At 71.4% G+C, this 17,993-nt stretch carries 14 protein-coding genes and 1 pseudogene; 4 read left to right on the forward strand and 11 right to left on the reverse strand.

Going from position 1 to position 17,993, the window contains the following annotated elements; genetic code table 11:
• Nucleotides 1–248 precede the first annotated feature (248 nt).
• The 4 genes and pseudogenes from OHB01_RS00270 to OHB01_RS00285 all read left to right on the forward strand — a co-directional run bounded on the left by OHB01_RS00270 (nt 249) and on the right by OHB01_RS00285 (nt 3,993).
• Nucleotides 249–509, forward strand: a complete 261-nt coding sequence (locus OHB01_RS00270) for a hypothetical protein (protein WP_142650133.1) — start codon at nt 249–251, stop codon at nt 507–509.
• A gap of 489 nt (nt 510–998) precedes the next feature.
• Complete coding sequence (locus tag OHB01_RS00275; RefSeq protein WP_328854763.1) at nt 999–1,994, forward strand: mechanosensitive ion channel family protein; 996 nt, start codon at nt 999–1,001, stop codon at nt 1,992–1,994.
• Between the two features lie 52 nt (nt 1,995–2,046).
• Nucleotides 2,047–2,406: pseudogene (locus tag OHB01_RS00280) on the forward strand (globin); the annotation flags it as partial.
• Nucleotides 2,407–2,442: 36 nt separating this feature from the next.
• On the forward strand, nt 2,443–3,993 hold the full coding sequence (locus tag OHB01_RS00285; protein ID WP_142650130.1) for an alpha-amylase family glycosyl hydrolase: 1,551 nt from the start codon (nt 2,443–2,445) through the stop codon (nt 3,991–3,993).
• A 61-nt stretch (nt 3,994–4,054) separates the two neighbouring features.
• Here OHB01_RS00285 and OHB01_RS00290 read toward each other — a convergent pair whose 3' ends face one another.
• The 11 genes from OHB01_RS00290 to cobT all read right to left on the reverse strand — a co-directional run bounded on the left by OHB01_RS00290 (nt 4,055) and on the right by cobT (nt 17,963).
• Nucleotides 4,055–4,492, reverse strand: a complete 438-nt coding sequence (locus OHB01_RS00290) for an acyl-CoA thioesterase (protein WP_142650129.1) — start codon at nt 4,490–4,492, stop codon at nt 4,055–4,057.
• A 75-nt stretch (nt 4,493–4,567) separates the two neighbouring features.
• The gene (ettA, locus tag OHB01_RS00295; protein WP_142650128.1) at nt 4,568–6,232 is read right to left on the reverse strand and encodes an energy-dependent translational throttle protein EttA; all 1,665 of its coding nucleotides are present in this window, start codon (nt 6,230–6,232) and stop codon (nt 4,568–4,570) included.
• A gap of 10 nt (nt 6,233–6,242) precedes the next feature.
• A complete protein-coding gene (locus OHB01_RS00300; RefSeq protein ID WP_142650127.1) occupies nt 6,243–7,544 on the reverse strand; it encodes a GGDEF domain-containing protein in 1,302 nt (433 codons plus the stop codon).
• A gap of 198 nt (nt 7,545–7,742) precedes the next feature.
• On the reverse strand, nt 7,743–8,009 hold the full coding sequence (locus OHB01_RS00305; protein ID WP_205830736.1) for a hypothetical protein: 267 nt from the start codon (nt 8,007–8,009) through the stop codon (nt 7,743–7,745).
• 78 nt (nt 8,010–8,087) lie between these two features.
• Nucleotides 8,088–9,026 carry a dioxygenase gene (locus OHB01_RS00310; protein ID WP_328854764.1) on the reverse strand — a complete coding sequence of 313 codons (939 nt, stop codon included), beginning with the start codon at nt 9,024–9,026 and terminating at the stop codon, nt 8,088–8,090.
• Entirely contained in the window at nt 9,023–10,075 is a 1,053-nt protein-coding gene (locus OHB01_RS00315) for a maleylacetate reductase (RefSeq protein ID WP_328854765.1), read from the reverse strand. The genes OHB01_RS00310 and OHB01_RS00315 overlap by 4 nt, the downstream gene beginning before the upstream one ends.
• A gap of 514 nt (nt 10,076–10,589) precedes the next feature.
• Complete coding sequence (locus OHB01_RS00320; protein WP_328854766.1) at nt 10,590–11,396, reverse strand: single-stranded DNA-binding protein; 807 nt, start codon at nt 11,394–11,396, stop codon at nt 10,590–10,592.
• Nucleotides 11,397–11,664: 268 nt separating this feature from the next.
• The gene (locus tag OHB01_RS00325) at nt 11,665–13,296 is read right to left on the reverse strand and encodes a GTPase (RefSeq protein WP_142650123.1); all 1,632 of its coding nucleotides are present in this window, start codon (nt 13,294–13,296) and stop codon (nt 11,665–11,667) included.
• 61 nt (nt 13,297–13,357) lie between these two features.
• Complete coding sequence (locus tag OHB01_RS00330; protein ID WP_328854767.1) at nt 13,358–15,484, reverse strand: dynamin family protein; 2,127 nt, start codon at nt 15,482–15,484, stop codon at nt 13,358–13,360.
• Nucleotides 15,481–16,713 carry a uroporphyrinogen-III C-methyltransferase gene (gene cobA / locus OHB01_RS00335; protein ID WP_142650122.1) on the reverse strand — a complete coding sequence of 411 codons (1,233 nt, stop codon included), beginning with the start codon at nt 16,711–16,713 and terminating at the stop codon, nt 15,481–15,483. Before cobA ends, OHB01_RS00330 begins: the two co-directional genes overlap by 4 nt.
• A gap of 161 nt (nt 16,714–16,874) precedes the next feature.
• Nucleotides 16,875–17,963 carry a nicotinate-nucleotide--dimethylbenzimidazole phosphoribosyltransferase gene (gene cobT / locus OHB01_RS00340; protein WP_142650121.1) on the reverse strand — a complete coding sequence of 363 codons (1,089 nt, stop codon included), beginning with the start codon at nt 17,961–17,963 and terminating at the stop codon, nt 16,875–16,877.
• Nucleotides 17,964–17,993: the final 30 nt, after the last annotated feature.

Consider the following 17,993-nt stretch of genomic DNA (forward strand, 5'->3'; position numbering starts at 1 on the left):
CACTCCGCCGACACCATAATGATGGACCATAGTTGGCGCGGCCAAGCCCCCAACATGAACGTGCCGACTAAGGATCGTCTACCGATAGGGGTTTTCTTTCAACCAACATGGGTTTTCCTCCACCTCAGCGCCTCCTGGCCATCGTTGACCCGAGCAGTTCCGTGAGCCATCTTGGGCGCACCAGAGTGAACAGACGGGAACGCAAAGTACACATTCCGTCCGCGAACGGAAGTGAAGGAGGACCTACGGTGGGGGAGGACGATTTCCGGCGCCTGGAATATCTGGTGGCCGAACTCGATGCGCGGGGTCTGCTCGCGCGAGTCGTGCGCACCCCGTCGGGCCGCGCCTACGTACGCGTGATCAACCCCGACGCGACGAGCCTCACGGAGAACGTCGTCTGCCAGGCGGCCGACTACTGGTGGTCCTGGGGTGAGCGGATGCACCGGGCGGACGACCCCGCCGGAGCGGCCACGAAGGTGGCCCGCGTGCTTGCCGCGGTGAGCGAGTAGGGGAAGGCGGCGGCCCCGAGGTGAGAACCGGCGAGAGCGCAGGCGCCGTGGGCCGCCGCATCCACCGCGGCTTTGAAGGGGTGGGCAGGACGCCCGGTGCGGAGCGTGGTCGTCGCGCCGCCCCGGTGCGACGGCGACGCTGCGGCGTCCCGCCCGCCCCGACCCCGCCCGCGCCCCGCGGGCGGGCCGACCGGTTCGCCGGTCGCCACGAACGGCCGTCCGGCCCTGTCGAGCAGGTGGGGCCGGACGGTGATGGGGGGGATCCCCACTTGGAGAACGGCGCCGGGCGCGCTTCCGGGTGCGCGCCCGCGTCCTGCCACACCGTCACTGGAGCGTGTCCGGTCCGCCCTCCGCGGCCCCGGACGGGACGCGCTTCCGTCTTCCCCGGCGATGTGACGGAGGCCGGATCAGTCGGCAGTATTGGCTTCGTCCGAGAACTGCCGCTGATCCGATCCGGGGGGGATCCACCTCGTGTTACCGCTGTCGCCCGTGACGCCGACTCCTGAGCCGACCGTCGTGCCGGACCTGGACGTGCTCGGGGAGAAGATGTCGCAGGCGTGCCAGAACAACGACGGCATCTTCTGCACCGTCCTGAACAGCGCCTTCCCCGAGCGTGACTTCCCCGCCTGGGTGCAGCTCGTGGCGGGCGTCGTCGACGTGCTGATCCTCATCGCCCTGATTCTGGCCGGGGCGCTGGTCATCCGTAACGTCGTTCACCGGCTGATCACCCGGCTCACCATGCGGGCCAGTGTGGGCGTGCTGCCGGAACGGCTGCGCGGCAAGAGCGTGCTGACGAGCACGGAGGCCGCAGCGGCGATCATGACGGAGCGTCGCAGGGCGCGCGCCGAGACGATGGGCTCGGTGCTGCGGAGCCTCGCGTCCGTCGTGATCCTGGGCACCGCGGCCTTGATGGTCTTCGCGAAGCTCGGGGTCGAGCTGGCGCCGCTGCTCACGAGCGTCGGCATCATCGGTGTGGCGGTCGGCTTCGGCGCGCAGGAGCTGGTCAAGGACTTCATCGCCGGCATGTTCATGCTGCTGGAGGACCAGTACGGCGTGGGCGATGTGATCGACACCGGGGTGGCCGTCGGCACGGTGGAGGCCGTCACGCTCCGCATCACCCGCCTGCGCGACTCCGACGGCAAGGTCTGGTACGTGCGCAACGGCACGATCACCCGGATCGGCAACGAGTCGCAGGGCTGGTCGAGGGCCGTCGTGGACGTGCCGGTGCCGTACGACAGCGACGTGGCCACGGTCCGCGAGCTGCTGAACGACCTGGCCCGCGACATGTGGGAGGACCCGGACTACCGCGACACGGTCATCGTCGAGGAGCCGCAGGTCTTCGGCCTGGAGTCGATCTCGGGCTCGTCCGTCATCTTCCGGGTCAGCGTGAAGACCGTGCCGGCGCGGCACCTGGAGGTCGCCCGTGAGCTGCGCCTGCGGGTGAAGCGGGCCTTCGACGAGAAGAGCCTCACGTTCGCCGCCTGACCTTACCGATCGGTACCTGTCTTAGGCTGAATCCGTGACCAGCGAGCAGACCCTGTCCTTCTACGAGGCGGTCGGCGGCGAGGAGGTCTTCGAGCGCCTCGTCCGCCGGTTCTACGAGGGCGTCGCGGAAGACCCCCTGTTGCGCCCGATGTACCCCGAGGAGGACCTCAGCGGCGCGGAGGAGCGGCTGCGCCTGTTCCTCATCCAATACTGGGGCGGCCCGCGGACCTACAGCGAGCAGCGCGGCCATCCCCGGCTGCGGATGCGGCACGTGCCGTTCGTCATCGACGAGGCGGCGCGGGACGCCTGGCTCAGGCACATGGGAGACGCCGTGCGCTCCCTCGGCCTGCCGGCCGAGCGCGAGAAGGAGCTGTGGGACTACCTCGTCTACGCCGCCCACAGCATGGTCAACGCATAAGCGACGGAAGCAGCGGGCAGCCCAAGACTCATGGAAACAACCCCCTGGTGGCGTGATGCCGTCGTCTATGAGATCTACGTCCGCAGCTTCGCCGACGCCTCCGGCGACGGCGTGGGCGACCTGGCGGGAATCCGCGACCGCCTGCCCTACCTCGCCGAGCTCGGCGTCGACGCGATCTGGCTGACCCCCTTCTATCCCTCCCCCATGGCCGACGGCGGCTACGACGTGGCGGACTACCGCGACGTCGATCCGCTGTTCGGATCACTTGCCGACTTCGACGACCTGGTCGCCGACGCGCACGCGCACGGCCTGCGGCTGATGGTGGACATCGTGCCGAACCACAGCTCGTCGGCCCACCCGTGGTTCCAGAAGGCCCTGGCGTCCCCCAGGGGCTCCCAGGAGCGCGAGCGGTACATGTTCAGGGACGGCGGCCCGGAAGGCGGCGGAAGCGGCCACGGAGAGCCGAACAACTGGCTCTCCACGTTCGGGGGCCCGGCGTGGACCCAGGTGCCCGACGGGCAGTGGTACCTCCATCTGTTCGCACCCGAGCAGCCCGACTTCAACTGGCGCAACCCCGAGGTGCGGGAGGAGTTCCTCGACGTCCTGCGGTTCTGGCTCGACCGGGGGGTGGACGGCTTCCGGATCGACGTCGCGATGGGCCTGATCAAGGCGGAAGGGCTGCCGGACACCGATCCGGGCTTCAGCTCGCGGTCGCCGATCTGGAGCCGGCCCGAGGTGCACGACGTCTATCGCGACTGGCGGCGGGTGCTCGACTCCTATCCCGGCACGCGCGTCGCCATCGGCGAGGTCTGGACCGACTCGGCCGAGGACCTCGCGTTGTATGTGCGGCCCGACGAGCTGCACCAGAGCTTCAACTTCGCCTGGCTTGAGGCCCCCTGGTCGGCCACGGCCTTCAGGAAGGTCATCGACGACACCCTCAAGGCCGTCGCCTCGCCGACCTGGGTGCTGTCCAACCATGACGTCGTACGGCATGTGACCCGCTATGGCCAGGGGTCGCTCGACCCGGGGGCCGGCCTGGCCCGGGCCCGTGCGGCGCTGCTCGCCATGCTCGCCCTGCCGGGGTCGGCCTACCTCTACCAGGGTGAGGAGCTGGGGCTGCCCGAGGTCACCGACCTTCCTCCGGAGGCGCGCCAGGACCCGATCTTCGCGCGGTCGAACGGCGAGGTGCCGGGCCGCGACGGCTGCCGGGTGCCGCTGCCCTGGTCGGGCACCGAGCCGCCGTACGGCTTCGGATCGGGCGGGTCGTGGCTGCCGCAGCCGGCCGATTGGGCGGACCTCACGGCCGAACGGCAGGCGGCCGACCCGTCCTCGACGCTCTGGTTCTACCGCCGGGTGCTGCAGACGCGGCGGGAGCTGCGCGGCACGCTGCCCGACGCGATCACCTGGCTGGAGTCGCCGGAGGAGACGCTGTTCTTCCAGCGGGGCCGCCTGATCTGTGTGATCAACTGCGGTGAGGGCGCGGTCGCGCTACCGCCCCACGACCGGGTGCTGATCAGCAGCGGCCCGCTCGACGGCACCGCGCTTCCCGCCGACACGGCGGCCTGGCTACTCACCGAGTGATCCCGCCCTCGCCCCCGCACCGGCCGCCGGCCTCGGCGCCTGCTCCGGCCACCGCGGCCGGTCACGGGGCGTCGGCGAGAAACCGCCTGAGATATGCCAGCTCGTCGTCGTCGAGCCTGCGGGGGCGGGCCTCCGCGGCGTCGTAGGCGACCAGGACCGTGCGCGCCTCGGCGTAGAGCGTCTCGTCGTCGCGGATCTCGTACGCGAGGGTGAAACGCACCCGGGAGATCTCGGTGACCCACATCTCGACGCGTACGGGATCGGTGCGGAAGGTCAGAGGCCGCCGATAGTCGATCTCGTGCCGGGCGACCACGAGGTCCTGCCGGCGGCCGCCGGCTTCACGGGGCCGCTCCCACAGCATGGACACCCGCGCGTCCTCAAGGTAGTCGAGGAAGCGGACGTTGTTGACGTGGCCGAAGCTGTCGATGTCGGCGAAGCGCACCTTGCGCTCGAAGACGAAACGGGTCGACTGCTCTGGAGGATTGCGTAGCTCGGTCACCGGTCAAACCTAACGGGCCCCCGTTCCCGGCACGGAGGCGGGGACGGGGGCCGTGTGAGGCGGAAGGAACGCGGCTCAGTCGCGGGTGAGCTTGCGGTAGGTGACGCGGTGCGGGCGGGCGGCGTCCGCGCCCAGCCGCTCGATCTTGTTCTTCTCGTAGTCGGCGTAGTTGCCCTCGAACCAGAACCAGTTCGAGCCCTCTTCCCACGCCAGGATGTGGGTGGCGATGCGGTCGAGGAACCACCGGTCGTGCGAGGTGATCACGGCGCAGCCCGGGAAGTCGAGCAGCGCGTTCTCCAGGCTGGACAGCGTCTCGGTGTCGAGGTCGTTGGTGGGCTCGTCCAGGAGCAGCACGTTGCCGCCCTGCTTGAGGGTGAGCGCGAGGTTGAGCCGGTTGCGCTCGCCACCGGACAGCACGCCCGCGAGCTTCTGCTGGTCGGGGCCCTTGAAGCCGAACGCCGCGACGTACGCTCGCGAGGGCATCTCGACGTTGCCGACCTTGATGTGGTCGAGCCCGTCGGAGACGACCTGCCAGACGTTCTTGGCGGGGTCGATGCCGGCCCTGCTCTGGTCGACGTACGAGATCTTGACGGTCTCGCCGACGGTGATGGACCCGGTGTCCGGGGTCTCGGACCCGGTGATCATCCGGAAGAGCGTGGTCTTGCCGACGCCGTTCGGGCCGATGACGCCGACGATGCCGTTGCGCGGCAGGTCGAAGGACAGCTCGTCCATGAGCAGCCGGTCGCCGAAGCCCTTGCTCAGCTTCTCGGCCCGGATGACCGTCGTGCCCAGGCGCGGGCCCGGCGGGATCTGGATCTCCTCGAAGTCGAGCTTGCGATACTTGTCGGCCTCGGCGGCCATCTCCTCGTAGCGCTGGAGACGGGCGCGGCTCTTGGTCTGGCGGGCGCGCGCGTTGGAGCGCACCCACTGCAGCTCCTCCTCCAGGCGCTTCTTGCGCTTGGCGTCCTTCTGGCCCTCGACCTTCAGACGCGCGGCCTTGGCCTCAAGGTAGGTGGAGTAGTTGCCCTCGTAGGGGTAGCACCGGCCCCGGTCGAGCTCCAGGATCCAGTTGGCGACGTTGTCGAGGAAGTAGCGGTCGTGGGTGACGGCCAGGACGGTGCCGGGGTACTTTTCCAGGTGCTGCTCCAGCCACTGGACGCTCTCGGCGTCGAGGTGGTTGGTGGGCTCGTCGAGCAGCAGCAGGTCGGGCTGCTCCAGCAGCAGCTTGCACAGCGCGACCCGGCGCCGCTCACCACCGCTGAGCTTGGTCACCTCGGCGTCGGGCGGCGGGCAGCGCAACGCGTCCATGGCCTGTTCGAGCTGGCTGTCGAGGTCCCACGCGTTGCGGTGGTCGAGCGCGTCCTGCAGACGGCCCATCTCCTCCAGCAGCTCGTCGCTGTAGTCGGTGGCCATCTGCTCGGCGATCTCGTTGAACCGGTCGAGCATGGCCTTGGTCTCGGCGACGCCCTCCTCGACGTTTCCGAGCACGGTCTTCGACTCGTTGAGCGCCGGCTCCTGCATCAGGATGCCGACCGTGAAGCCGGGCATCAGCCGGGCCTCGCCGTTGGACGGCTGCTCCAGCCCCGCCATCATCTTGAGCAGCGTCGACTTGCCCGTGCCGTTCGGGCCCAGGACACCGATCTTGGCCCCCGGCAGGAACGACAGGGTGACGTCGTCGAGAACCACCTTGTCACCGTGCGCCTTGCGCACGCGCTGCAACGTATAGATGTACTCCGGCATACCTTCAAGCCTAGGGGATCGCACCGGCAGCGCCGTCCGCGCTGCGCGGAGGTGGGGCCACTGGGGCGGCAGGGAGACAGACCCTGTCCCTGCCGAGCTCCTTCGCGCGATAGAGGGCGAGATCGGCGGCGGCCAGCAGCTCGATCAGGTCCTCACCGTGGACGTTCATGATCGCCACCCCGGCGGAGACCGTGACCGTGACCGTCGCCTGCTCGGCGGGGACGACCATCCGGCCCACCCTGGTGCGCAGCCGTTCGGCCACCCGCCTCGCCTCGTGCACGTCGGCGCCGGGCAGCAGCACGACGAACTCCTCGCCGCCGAACCGCCCCACCACGTCGTACTCACGCAGCTGGGTGCGGAGGGTGGCCGCCACCTGGGCGAGGACCTGGTCGCCCACCAGGTGGCCGTAGGTGTCGTTGACCTTCTTGAAGTGGTCGATGTCCACCAGGACCAGCGCGAGGGCGTCTCCGGTCCGCTGGGCCCTGACGATCTCCGTGTCCGCCTCCCGCTGCCAGGCGGCCGCGTTGAGAAGGCCCGTCTTCGGGTCCGTACGGGCCGCGGCCTGGAGCTGGGCGTGCAGCAGGCTCCGCTGCAGCAGCACGACGGGCGGCAGCACGAGCAGCAGCAGCGCCAGGTTGAGGCCGCAGACGACGGCGACGAGCACGCCGAGGCAGAGCTCGACCGCGTCGAGCAGGACGCGCTCACGGTCCCACAGCACCTCGCCCCAGCGGCCCTCCGGGTCGGACGCGTGCGCCGCGACCGCGATCAGCGCGGTGTTGAGCACCGTGAACAGCACCGCGCAGGCCGCCGCGACCGCGATCGGCCCGCCCTTCCCCGCCGACAGGTCCGCGGCGGAGGGGACCCATCGGTGGAAGACGGCCGAGGCGGAGCCCGCCGCGATCCCGATCGCCGCCGCGCTGAACACGCGGCGATACAGCACGGTCGCCCGGACCCTGAGCTGGAGCAGGATCTGCATCGGAATGGGCGCGAGCAGGGCGTAGACCGGCGGAAGCAGGAACGCCACCGGCAACCACCAGGCGGACAGCAGGTCACGGGAGACACCCGCGGGCATGCCGAGGCGGCGGGTGGCCTCGATGCACACCGCGCCGCACACGGTGAGCGCGCCGAACATGACGAGGTGAGGGGTGTGGAACGCGGTCGACTTCGCCAGCACCGCGATCAGGACCGCGTCGAACGCCACGATCGCGCACACATAGGACACGAGCGCGGGCGGCTGGGCCAGCAGCGGCCATCGATTTCGCGAGCAGATCGCGCTTCGCGGTCTGGCCGAGGTCTGACCGGTTGCCGTCATCCCGCCCCCCAGTAGCCGAAGCCCATCTCACGATGAGTAACACAATAGTTGCGGAGTGTGCGATGCGCGACGGGAACCACTACCTTGGCACGATGGCCATCTGCATCTGAGGGGCTGAAAAGGCATCTGCGGCGGTTTGCGCGACGTACGCTTCGTGTCCTCCTGGGCGGCGGACAGACCGGCTCCGCCCACCGCATGCTACGTGGTGCGGGGAAGCGGCGGCAGCGGCAGAGGAAGTCCCGGCAGGCCGTCGATACTGGTCGCGACGTGCTCCTTCTTGTGGAAGTACGCGCCGAGCGACTCGTCGGTCTCGCGTTCGAACCGCGACCCGTGCAGCGGGCGGTCCCCTTCGTAGGTCATGAACGGGACGGCGTAGCCGCACGTGTCACGGATCTTCTCGGCGGTCACGACGATGATCGCCCGCAGGCCGTGCCGGCTCGGGTCGATAGCCGGGAAGTGGCGCATCAGCCCGGCCCAGCGTGGATCGTCGCGGAAAACCGGCTCGCCCCACCCGCGCGGGGATCTCGCGACGAGGGGTGGTGGTCAGGCGCCTGGCGGGGCGAGCACGATGTCGAAGCGCACCTTGCTCCAGGTGCCTTCGATCACCCGCCCGTCAGGGGTCGGGCTGCCGGGCGGCTGCCGCTCGAACCTCTTGATCAGCGACTCCTTGACTCCGAAGACGGAGTCGTTCCAGCCGATCGGGTCGCCCTCGGGGAAGATGTGCGTCACCAGCGTGCGCCCGTTCTCGTGGCCGACCATGAAGTGCAGGTGCGATGCCCGCAGCGGCGACCGGCCGACCGCGGCCAGCATCCGCCCGACCGGGCCGTCGTCCGGGATCGGGTAGGGCGTCGGGGTCAGCGCCCAGAACCGATAGCCGCCGTCCTCCGCCGAGAACAGGTGACCGCGGGCGGAACGCTTGGCTCCGTCGTACTGCACGTCGTAGAGGCCGGTCTCGTCGGCCTCCCAGACCTCGATGCGCGCGCCCGCGAGCGGGTTGCCATCGGTGTCGGTCACCGTGCCCTCGACCCAGCACGGCTCACCCGGGGCGCCGAAGGCCACGTCGCCGCCGAGCTCGACGCGAGGCGAGTCCTCGACGAAGAACGGGCCGAAGACCGTCGCCTCGGTGGCGTCCTTGTAGGCCGCGTTGTTGACGTTGATGGTCTGCATCGAGGCGCCGAGGGTGTCCGACAGCAGGATGAACTCCTGACGCACGTCGTCGGTGATGTGACCGGCGTTGGTGAGGAAGTCGATCGCGGCGCGCCACTCCTGCTCGGTCAGCCGCACCTCTCGGATGAAGGCGTGCAGGTGCTCGACCAGGGCGACCATCACTTCCTTCAGCCGCGGGTCCGGGCAGCCGGCGAAGGAGGCGACGACGTTCTCGACCAGCTTGGCCTCGACGGCCTGCTGCGCGGGATCGACCTCCCGATGGACGCGCCCCTGGGTGCCGGCCTGGGCCGATCCCGGGTTGCCCTGGTTGCTCATCGGCGCTCTCCTTCCCACGCGGCACGCAGCAGCGCGGTGAGGTTCTCTTCGGTCACGGGGGCCGGGTTGCCGGCCGGCAGGGCGGCCATGATCGGCGCGACCGCCTTGGTGATGCCTTCTTCGGGCATCCCGTAGTCCTTCAGCGCACGCGGCGCGCCGACCTCCGCCCGCAGCGCGGCCAGCCCCTCGACGGCGGTGGCGGTGCCGAAGGCCGCCGCGATGCGCCGCTCGGCCTCGGGCGCGCTCGGAGCGTTGAAAGCCAGCACGTGCGGGAGCACGACGGCGTGGGTCTGCGCGTGGGGCAGGTCGAACATGCCGCCGAGCACGTGGCAGATCTTGTGGTGCAGCCCCGAGCCGGCCGACGCGAACGCGGCCGCGGCGAGGTAGGCGCCGTACAGGGTCTGCTCGATGCCCTCGATCGCGCCGCCGTCCGCGGCGACGACGGGCAGCCCGGCGGCCAGGGCGCGGATGCCCTCGCCCGCCAGCGCCTGATCGATCGGGTCCGCCCGCGGTCCCCACATCGAGTCGACGCAGTGGGCCAGCGCGTTGAGCCCCGACGCCACGCTCATGTCGGCGGGCAGCGAGGTGAGCAGCTCGGCGTCGTAGACGATCGAGCGCGGCAGCACCTTGTCGTCGACGCCGGTGGTCTTGGTCCCGCTCTCGGTCAGGCCCCAGACGTTGGTCGCCTCGGAGCCCGCGTAGGTGGTCGGGACGGCGACGACCGGCAGGCCTGTCGTCAAGGCGACGGCCTTGCCCAGCCCGGTGGCGGACCCGCCGCCCACGGTGACCACGACCTCGGCCTCGGCCGCCGCGGCGGCCGTCCGTGCCCGCCCGGCCACCTCGACCGGGACGTGCATGACGACCTCCTCATGCCGCCGCACGACCGGCAGCCGTGCCGCGATCGGGTCGGCGACGGCGGCCGCGCGCTCGGAGGCGATCAGCATGACCCGCTGGGCGCCGAGGAGGGAGACCTCCTCGGCAACCGCCTCCGGCGAGCCGCCGGAGGCGAAGACGACACGCTGCGGCAGCGTCGCGTGGACGAACCTCATGCCCGCCTCCGAAGCATCGCGTGGACGAACCTCACGCCCGCCTCCGCGGCTTCAGCGCCGGGGCCCGCAGTGCGCCGGGCGGGACGTCGGGCAGGCTCGTCGCACGCCGGGCGATGTGCGTGCCGGGGCGGGCCAGCGGCATGCCGGACTCCTCTGTCTTGCGAAGTTAGCCCGGTCATAGTACAGATCGGCGACCTCATGACCAGGACCCACGGCCACCGTCTCCAGCGGCATCCCAGCCGCGGCCGCCGTCGACGCGATCACTACCCGCGCTGCCGGCCGGCCCGCTGGGCGATCACCGTCGCGGGCACGCATCGGACAGGCCCTGGCCGGTGTCAATTCCGGCACGCCGCACCAACGCTCACCGCACTCCAGATGCTTCTCGCCACCTCCTGGGCCGCCGCTCGCCGGCCTGCTCGCAGCGCCCATCTGAGCACCTGACAAGGCACTGCTACCAAGCCGTCGCCACATAACCGCGCCAGACGACTGACTCACCAGGCTTCGCGACAGGCCCTTAGGCCGCCAGCGCGGGCGGGAGCCAGGCGGCCTCGCCGCCGTCGCCCAGGCCGCGCTCCGGCTCCGTCACCTCGTCCGTCACATCGCCTGTCGCCCTGTCGGTCGTCTCGTCCGATGCGTCCGCCGCGCTTTCCATCGTGCCGTTCGTCGCGGCGTCCGTCGTACCGTTTTCTCCGCTGATCTCCGCCGTGCCGAGTCTCGTGCCGATTCCCCCTGTGCCGATCTCTCCGCTGCCGCTGCTTCGGGGCGCCGCGTCGTGTTGGCCCCGCGCGCCGACGAGGGCGTCGAACGCCTCGTCGTCGTCTCCGTCGGCGATGGACGCCGCGCCGGGCCCGCCGAGGCCGCTGAACCCGCTGGGGCCGCTGCGGCTGGTCAGCTCCCATTCCCGCGTCGCGTCTTCCATCGCGTGGCGCTCGTCGTCGCTCGGCGCGCCCGCCGCGTAGGCCCGGATCGGCTTCTCGAACGTGGCGATGCCCCACTTCAGGTCATGGCCCACCGAGCTCGCCTCGATCTCCGCCCAGAACCGCTGCTCACCGTCGCGCTCGAACTGCTTGATCCGCAGCTTGCCGTACACCACGACAGGGTGTCCCCTGCGGATCGACTGCTGCACGTTGTCGGCCAGCCCGCGGTAGCAGCGCACGGTGTAGTAGGTGGTGTCCCTGGTCTGCCAGGTGTTGGTCTGCTGGTCGAGGACGCGCCTGTTGACGGCCATCCGCATCGAGGTGACACGCGAGCCGTCGCGGAACTGGTACTGCCGGGGGTCGTCGGTGACGTTCCCGCTCAGCGTGACGTAGATGTCGTTCATCGGAGTGCCTCCCCGGCCCGGTCACTCGCCGGGCTCGGGGGACACACTGGCCGCGCGTCGCACCGCCTCACAGGCCAGAACCGCGTTCTGTGGACGAAGCCACGCCTGTGGACAGCTCTCCCGGCCGGCCTGCCGACGGGTGGGCGGCCGGAGGTCCAGGCCTGGTGGCGGTACGTCTCGGGCGGGAGGTCCAGTGGCGGTGTGTCCGACGGCGTCGTACGGAGCAAGAACGCCGCGCGGGGGGATCCCCGGGGCGCGGCTGTTCCGTTCAGCGGCGGGTGGCCGCCATCGCGCCAAAGAACTCGTTGTAGCGCTGCAGCTCGCGTTCGAGCGGCTGGACGACCATTTCCTGCGCCAGGGCGCCGACCCGGCGTCTCATGTCGCGCTCTAGCCGGTCGCGTTCCTTGCCGGCGGCGAGGACCACGAAGTTTCTGCTCGCCATGGCCGAGAACAGGCCGAGCCCGAGGACGCTGAGGATCATCAGCCCCACCCAGGGCAGCACGGCCACGTCGCCGAGGACCTCGGACGGCGGACGGCCCACCTTGAAGACCCCGTACGCGAAGATCGCGCCCGCCCAGGCGAGGCTCGCGACGAACATGAGCACCAGGAGGTACTGCCAGATCTTCAGCAGCCACCACCAGACGGGCACGCGGTCGAGCGGCGGGGCCACCTCCGACAGCTCGCCCGACAGCGCCTCGGGAAGATCGTCCACCCGCGAGCGGGCCGCCTCGCGCACGCCGTCGCGCCACACCTCCGGCATGCCGGCCGTCAGACCGTCGGCGAGCGCCTGCACCGCGTTGTCCACCTCGGCGGGCTGCGCGGTGACCGAGCTCGCGACGAGGCCGCGGATGTCGTCCTTCACTGCCCCCAGGCGCAGGCTCTTGAGCGGGTCGGGCCGCATCCGGGCCACCCATCGCGCGTACGGCCAGCCGACCCAGTCGTCCGACCGGACGGCGTACACGTTCTCCATGGCCTCGCCGAGAGCGGAGACGCCGATCGCGTCGCACAGCGCCTCGACCAGCCCGGCGCGCCGGGCGCCGTCCACCGTGGGCTCCACCCGCAGCAGCTCGGGCACGTGCTTGACCAGTCGCTGCACCAGCCGGTCGAGGTCGGCCTCCAGGCGCTGGTAGGCCGCGCGCCGGACGGCAACGGACTCGGCCAGGACGGCCTTCAGGCTGTCGACGCCCTTGCCGGTGGTGGCGGACGTCGCGACCACCCGGGGATGGGTGACGCCCTCACGCCGGAGAAGCTCCTCCAGGTCGGCCACGCACTCCGCCTGCTCCTCCGGGGTGAGCCGGTCGGACTGGTTCAGCACGAAGACCGTCACCGCGTCGTGCCGGTTCAGCTCGGTCACGTAGCGCCGGTGCACCGAGGCGTCGGCGTACTTCTGCGGGTCGAGCACCCACACGATGAGATCGGCCACCTGGATCAGGCGGTGGGCCTCGTGGTCGGTGAGCGCGCGGATCGAGTCGTGGTCGGGCAGGTCGAGCAGGATGAGCCCGTGCAACTGGCTCTCGCCCTTGTCGAGGGCGCTGGCGCGGGCGAACCGGTGCCGCCACTGGATCTGCAGCCAGTCGAGCAGCGGGCCCGCGCCGTCGATGCCCCAGACGCAGGCGTGGGTGCGCGCCGTGGTCGGCCTGCGTACGCCGATGGGCGAAAGCTCCAGCCCGGAAACGGCGTTGAACAAGGACGACTTGCCGCTGCCGGTGCCACCGGCGAGCGCGACGACCGTGTGGTCGGACGACAGTTTGAGCCGGTCGCCGGCGCGCAGCAGGAGCTGGGCGGCCTCGGTGACCAGCGCCGGGTCGAGCCGGCCCTGTCCCAGCTCGACGATCTTGGCCAGGGCGGCGAGCCTGGAGCCGAGCCCGTGCCGGGTTTCGGCGGTGCTGAGAGCCGTCATGGATTCCTCACCGTGGTGCCGGAGACGTACCCGCGCGTGATCTGCCGGATCGGCTCCGTCGTCATCGTGCGACCTCGAGGTTGTACGTTGCCTGGTAGAGCCGCGTCGCCGCGGCCTCGTCCGGGATTCCGGCGCTGTCGAGCGCGTCGACGTATCGGAGGGTCTCCTCGTCGAAGAGCAGGCCGACGCGGGCGCGCAGATCGCTGCGGGCCTTGGCGGTGATGTTGCGCAGCGACTCGGCACCGAGCAGGCCGCGCAGCATCCGCTGGGGCAGCGTGCCGGCGCCCGCACCCGCCGGGGCGTCCGTGGCGCCGTAGCCGAGCAGCCCGATCATGAAGATCAGCGAGAGCGACTCCACGTCGAAGGAGATCAGCTTGGCCACCGAGCGCTTGGTCACGCCCTCGGTGCGGATCAGCTCGGTGACGTGGTCCTGCCAGGCCGTGACGGTCCTGGTGGTCCTGCGCGCGATCTCCTCCGACGGGCGGCCGAGCCCAGGCGTCGCGGCCAGGCGGTCGCCCGCGCCCGCCCGCTGCCGCCAGCGCGTCACGACCTCCTCCGCGGCCTGCTGGACGGCCGAGTTGATCAGCGCTTCGAGGCCCGACCGCAGGGCGGTCTTCAGCCCGCGCACCCGCTCCGGGCCCTGCTGGTGGCTCTTGGCGCCGCCGCGGCGCAGGTGAAGGGTGCGCATGAGGTCGCCCGTGCCGGCGAAGTCCTGCCACCGCGCGAGCACCTCCCCGCGCAGCAGCGAGCCGTCCCTGGTCGCCTCGTCGATCCGCGTCAGGGCGCCCATGTAGGCCGCGTCGACGTCGGAGCGCAGATCGGCGCGCAGGGCGACCTGGGTTTCGAGGTGCCGGGCGAGCGCGGGCAGCCGGGTGCGGAAGCTGTTCAGCACGCCGTTCAGCGTCGTCTTGACCGCCGCCTCGCGCCGCTCGTCGTCGGCCGACAGCCCGGACAACCAGATGCGCAGATCCGCGATCTCGATCTCGGGCAGCCGCCCGTCCTGTACGGACGTCTCGTTGATGACGAAGCACTCGACCTCGCCGAGGCCGTACTCGTTCAGCATCCGGCCGAAGTGCTTGACGACGACCTCACGGGATCTCGGCGGCACCCGGGACAGCACGATGACCAGGCGCGCCCCGCGTTCCTTGGCCCGGCGCAGCAGGCCCCAGGACGGCGCGTCGGCGTACCGGGACGCCGTGGTGACGAACACCCACACGTCGGCGGCGTCCAGCATGCGGTGCGCGATCTCGTGGTGTTCCTCCACGACCGAGTCGATGTCGGGCGTGTCGAGCAGGGCGATTCCCCGGGACAGGGACGGGCTCGACGTCAGCACCACGCTGCCGGCCGGGGCGTCCCGCGTGGGCTCCTCAAGCCTCTGCAGGCCGCCCAGAAGGTCGCCCTGCGCGTACCACTCGTGGTCGTCGGGGTGACAGACGATCACGGGCGTCGCCGTGGTGGGGCGGCGCACTCCCGTGGCCGAGACCTTCCCTCCGGCGAGCGAGTTGACGATGGTGGACTTGCCCGCTCCCGTCGAACCGGCGATGGCGATCAGCGCGGGCGCGGTGCTCATGTGCACTCGCGGGATGACGTAGTCGTCGAGCTGCGCCAGGACCGCGGCCTGCGCCTTGCGCGCCTCCTCGGAGCCCGGCACGTCGAGACCGAAGTGCAGGCCCTTCACGGCCGTACGGAGCTGGTTGAGCGCCTCGGTCAGCGCCGCCGAGACCGGCTCCGGCATCGGGAACGAACGGACCCGATCGCCGTCGGAGTCATTGGACTCGTCGGTCTCTTCTGTCTCCTCGGTCTCGCCGGGCTCCCGGGTCTCGCCGGGCTCATCGGCGGCATCCTCGGCGACCTCGGCATGATCGGCGGTGTCCTCGGCATGCTCCGCGTCTTCGGCGCCCTCCGCGTCGTCCGCACGGCTCTGCGGCGCGTCCTCTGCCTCCACCACCGGCTCGCCCTCGGATCCGGGGCCCGAGGGAGGCGAGGCGCTCTGCGCGGCGGGGCGGTCCGCTGTCTCGTCGTCGCGGATGGCGCGGAACGCGACGGTCCGCTCCCCCGGCGACTCCGGGTGCGCCCCGCTGTCCCGCTCCCCGGCGTCCCGCTCCGCGACGTCCCGCTCCTCGGTCACGGCGTCACCGGAACCCGCACCGGTCCCGTGGTCGGGCGTGTTCCTGGCTGCCGATCTCACGGGATCCGCTCCGCTCGCACCATTTCGATCTCCTGGCCGACCTTGACGACCTCGCCGACGATGACGATCGCCGGAGGCCGCACCCCGGCCGCGGTCACCCGTTCCGCCACCGTCGACAGCGTCGCGGTAACGGCTCGTTGCGTCGGAAGAGTACCGTCCTGTACCACCATCACGGGAGTTTCCGGTGAACGTCCGTCTCGAACGAGTGTTTCGGCGATCTCCTTGATCCGTTCGACGGCCATGAGCAGTATCAGAGTTCCGTTCGATCTCGCCAATCCGGGCCAGTCGACGGTGGACCTGGAGTCGCCGGGCGGGACGTGCACGGAGATGACGTGGAACTCCTGGCTCACCCCGCGATGGGTGACCGGAACCCCGGCTGCTCCGGGGACCGCGACCGCGCTGGTGATCCCGGGCACCACGGTCACCGGGATGCCCGCCCGGGCGCAGGCGATCATCTCCTCGCCGCCGCGGCCGAAGACGAAGGGATCGCCGCCCTTCAGCCGCACGACGAACCTGCCCGCGCGGGCGTGCTCGACGAGCAGTTCGTTGATCTTCTCCTGGGACAGCGACCGGCCGTACGGCACCTTCGCCGCGTCGATCAGCTCGACGTCGGGCGACAGCTCGTCCAGGAGCGCGCGCGGCGCGAGGCGGTCGGCCACGACCACGTCGGCCTGGGCCAGGAGCTGGCGTCCGCGCACGGTGATCAGGCCGGGGTCGCCGGGACCGCCGCCCACCAGCGCGACGCCGACGGGCTTGGTGCGGTGCCGCCGGGCGTCGACGGTGCCGTCGCGCAGCGCGCCCACGATCGCGTCGCGGATGCCGGCCGCGCGGCGGGGATCGCCGCCCGCGGTGACCGCCACGCCGACCTCGTCGACCCGCCCGCTGGCGGGGGTCCAAGCCGCGGAGGCGTCCTTGTCGTCGGCGCGCACGCACCAGATGCGCTTGGCCTCGGCCTCGGCGGCGACCGCGGTGTTGACGTCGCGGTGGTCGGTGCAGGCGTGCACCAGCCAGGCGCCGTCGCAGTCGCCGACCTGGTAGGGCCGCCGCTCCCAGATCACCCGGCCCGTGGCGATGAGGTCGTCCAGCGCCGGGGTGACACTGGGCGAAACCAGGGTGACGGAGGCTCCGGCGTCGAGCAGTGCGGGAACCCGTCGCTGAGCGACGCGTCCCCCGCCGACCACGAGCACCCGCCGCCCGTCAAGGCGGAGGCCGAGCAGGTAGGGCGCCATGACCCCTGTCTCCCTAGAGCGTCAAGTGTGCATTGTTAGGAGGCAAACCTACCCGCTGGGCTCGGGCGACATTCACAGGATGAGACTTGTGAGTCCACAGAGCGATCGGCCGCGGGCCGCGCCGCCTCCACTCGCCCTTGCCGCCTGCGGGCCGCGCCGCCTCACTCCGCCTTGTCGGCCACGCCCGCGGAGTCGAAGGTGGCGACCTCGTGCATGACCCGCGCCGCCGCGCTGACCAGAGGGTGGGCGAGCAGTCCGCCGGTGCCCTCCCCCAGCCGCAGCCGCAGGTCGACGAGCGGGTCGAGACCGAGATGGGCCAGCGCCACCGCGTGGCCGGGCTCGGCCGAGCGGTGCCCGGCCAGGCAGTAGCCGATGGCGTCGGGCGCGAGCCCGCCGGCCGCCAGGGCCGCGGCTCCGGCGATCACGCCGTCGAGGATGACCGGCACCCGGGCCGCCGCGGCGCCGAGCACGAATCCGGCGATGGCCGCGTGCTCCAGGCCGCCGACCGCCGCGAGCACGCGCAGCGCCTCGCCGGGCCCCTCGGGTCCGGCTCCCGCCTCGGCGATGCCGTTGACCCGCAGGCCGCGCCGTACGATCTCGATCTTGCGCTCGTAGGTGGCGTCGTCGACGCCGGTCCCCCGGCCGGTGACCTCGGCGGCGGGCCTGCCGGTGAAGGCGCAGATCAGGGCGGCCGACGCGGTGGTGTTCGCGATGCCCATGTCTCCGGTGACCAGGCAACGGGCGCCCGCCTCCACCAGGTCGCGGGCGACCTCGATCCCGGCCGTGAGGGCGGCCGTGGCCTGCTCCTCCGTCATGGCGGGCCCCTGCGACAGGTCGGCCGTGCCGTACGCGACCTTGCGGGCGAGCAGCCGGGGCGCGGGCGGCAGGTCGGCCGCGACGCCGACGTCGACCACGGTCACCGACGCGCCCACCTCGGCGGCGAAGGCGTTGGCGACCGCGCCTCCCGCCGTGAAGTTGGCCACCATCTGCGCGGTGACCTCCTGCGGCCAGGGGCTGACCCCCTGCGCGTGCACGCCGTGGTCGGCGGCGAAGATCGCGAGGGCGGCCGGGGCCGGGAGCGGCGGCGGGCACGTCCCTGCGATGCCGGCGAGCCGCACCGCGACGTCTTCGAGCACCCCGAGCGAGCCGCTCGGCTTGGTGAGCCTGTCCTGGTGGGCCCTGGCCTCCGCCATGGGGCCGGGCTCGACCGGGCGGATCGCGCCGATCGTCTCGCCGAGGGGGGACGTCATGCTCTCTCCTTCTGCGCGGCGGCCACACGG

This window comes from Microbispora hainanensis (assembly GCF_036186745.1).
Taxonomy (GTDB): Bacteria; Actinomycetota; Actinomycetes; order Streptosporangiales; family Streptosporangiaceae; genus Microbispora.

Excerpts from the sequence above, each read along its gene's own strand:
- OHB01_RS00320 (WP_328854766.1), bottom strand. The coding sequence starts at position 11,396 with ATGAACGACATCTACGTCACGCTGAGCGGGAACGTCACCGACGACCCC.
- OHB01_RS00310 (WP_328854764.1), bottom strand. The coding sequence starts at position 9,026 with ATGAGCAACCAGGGCAACCCGGGATCGGCCCAGGCCGGCACCCAGGGG.
- OHB01_RS00315 (WP_328854765.1), bottom strand. The coding sequence starts at position 10,075 with ATGAGGTTCGTCCACGCGACGCTGCCGCAGCGTGTCGTCTTCGCCTCC.
- OHB01_RS00305 (WP_205830736.1), bottom strand. The coding sequence starts at position 8,009 with ATGCGCCACTTCCCGGCTATCGACCCGAGCCGGCACGGCCTGCGGGCG.
- OHB01_RS00285 (WP_142650130.1), top strand. The coding sequence starts at position 2,443 with ATGGAAACAACCCCCTGGTGGCGTGATGCCGTCGTCTATGAGATCTAC.
- ettA (WP_142650128.1), bottom strand. The coding sequence starts at position 6,232 with ATGCCGGAGTACATCTATACGTTGCAGCGCGTGCGCAAGGCGCACGGT.
- OHB01_RS00300 (WP_142650127.1), bottom strand. The coding sequence starts at position 7,544 with ATGACGGCAACCGGTCAGACCTCGGCCAGACCGCGAAGCGCGATCTGC.
- cobT (WP_142650121.1), bottom strand. The coding sequence starts at position 17,963 with ATGACGTCCCCCCTCGGCGAGACGATCGGCGCGATCCGCCCGGTCGAG.
- OHB01_RS00325 (WP_142650123.1), bottom strand. The coding sequence starts at position 13,296 with ATGACGGCTCTCAGCACCGCCGAAACCCGGCACGGGCTCGGCTCCAGG.
- cobA (WP_142650122.1), bottom strand. The coding sequence starts at position 16,713 with ATGGCGCCCTACCTGCTCGGCCTCCGCCTTGACGGGCGGCGGGTGCTC.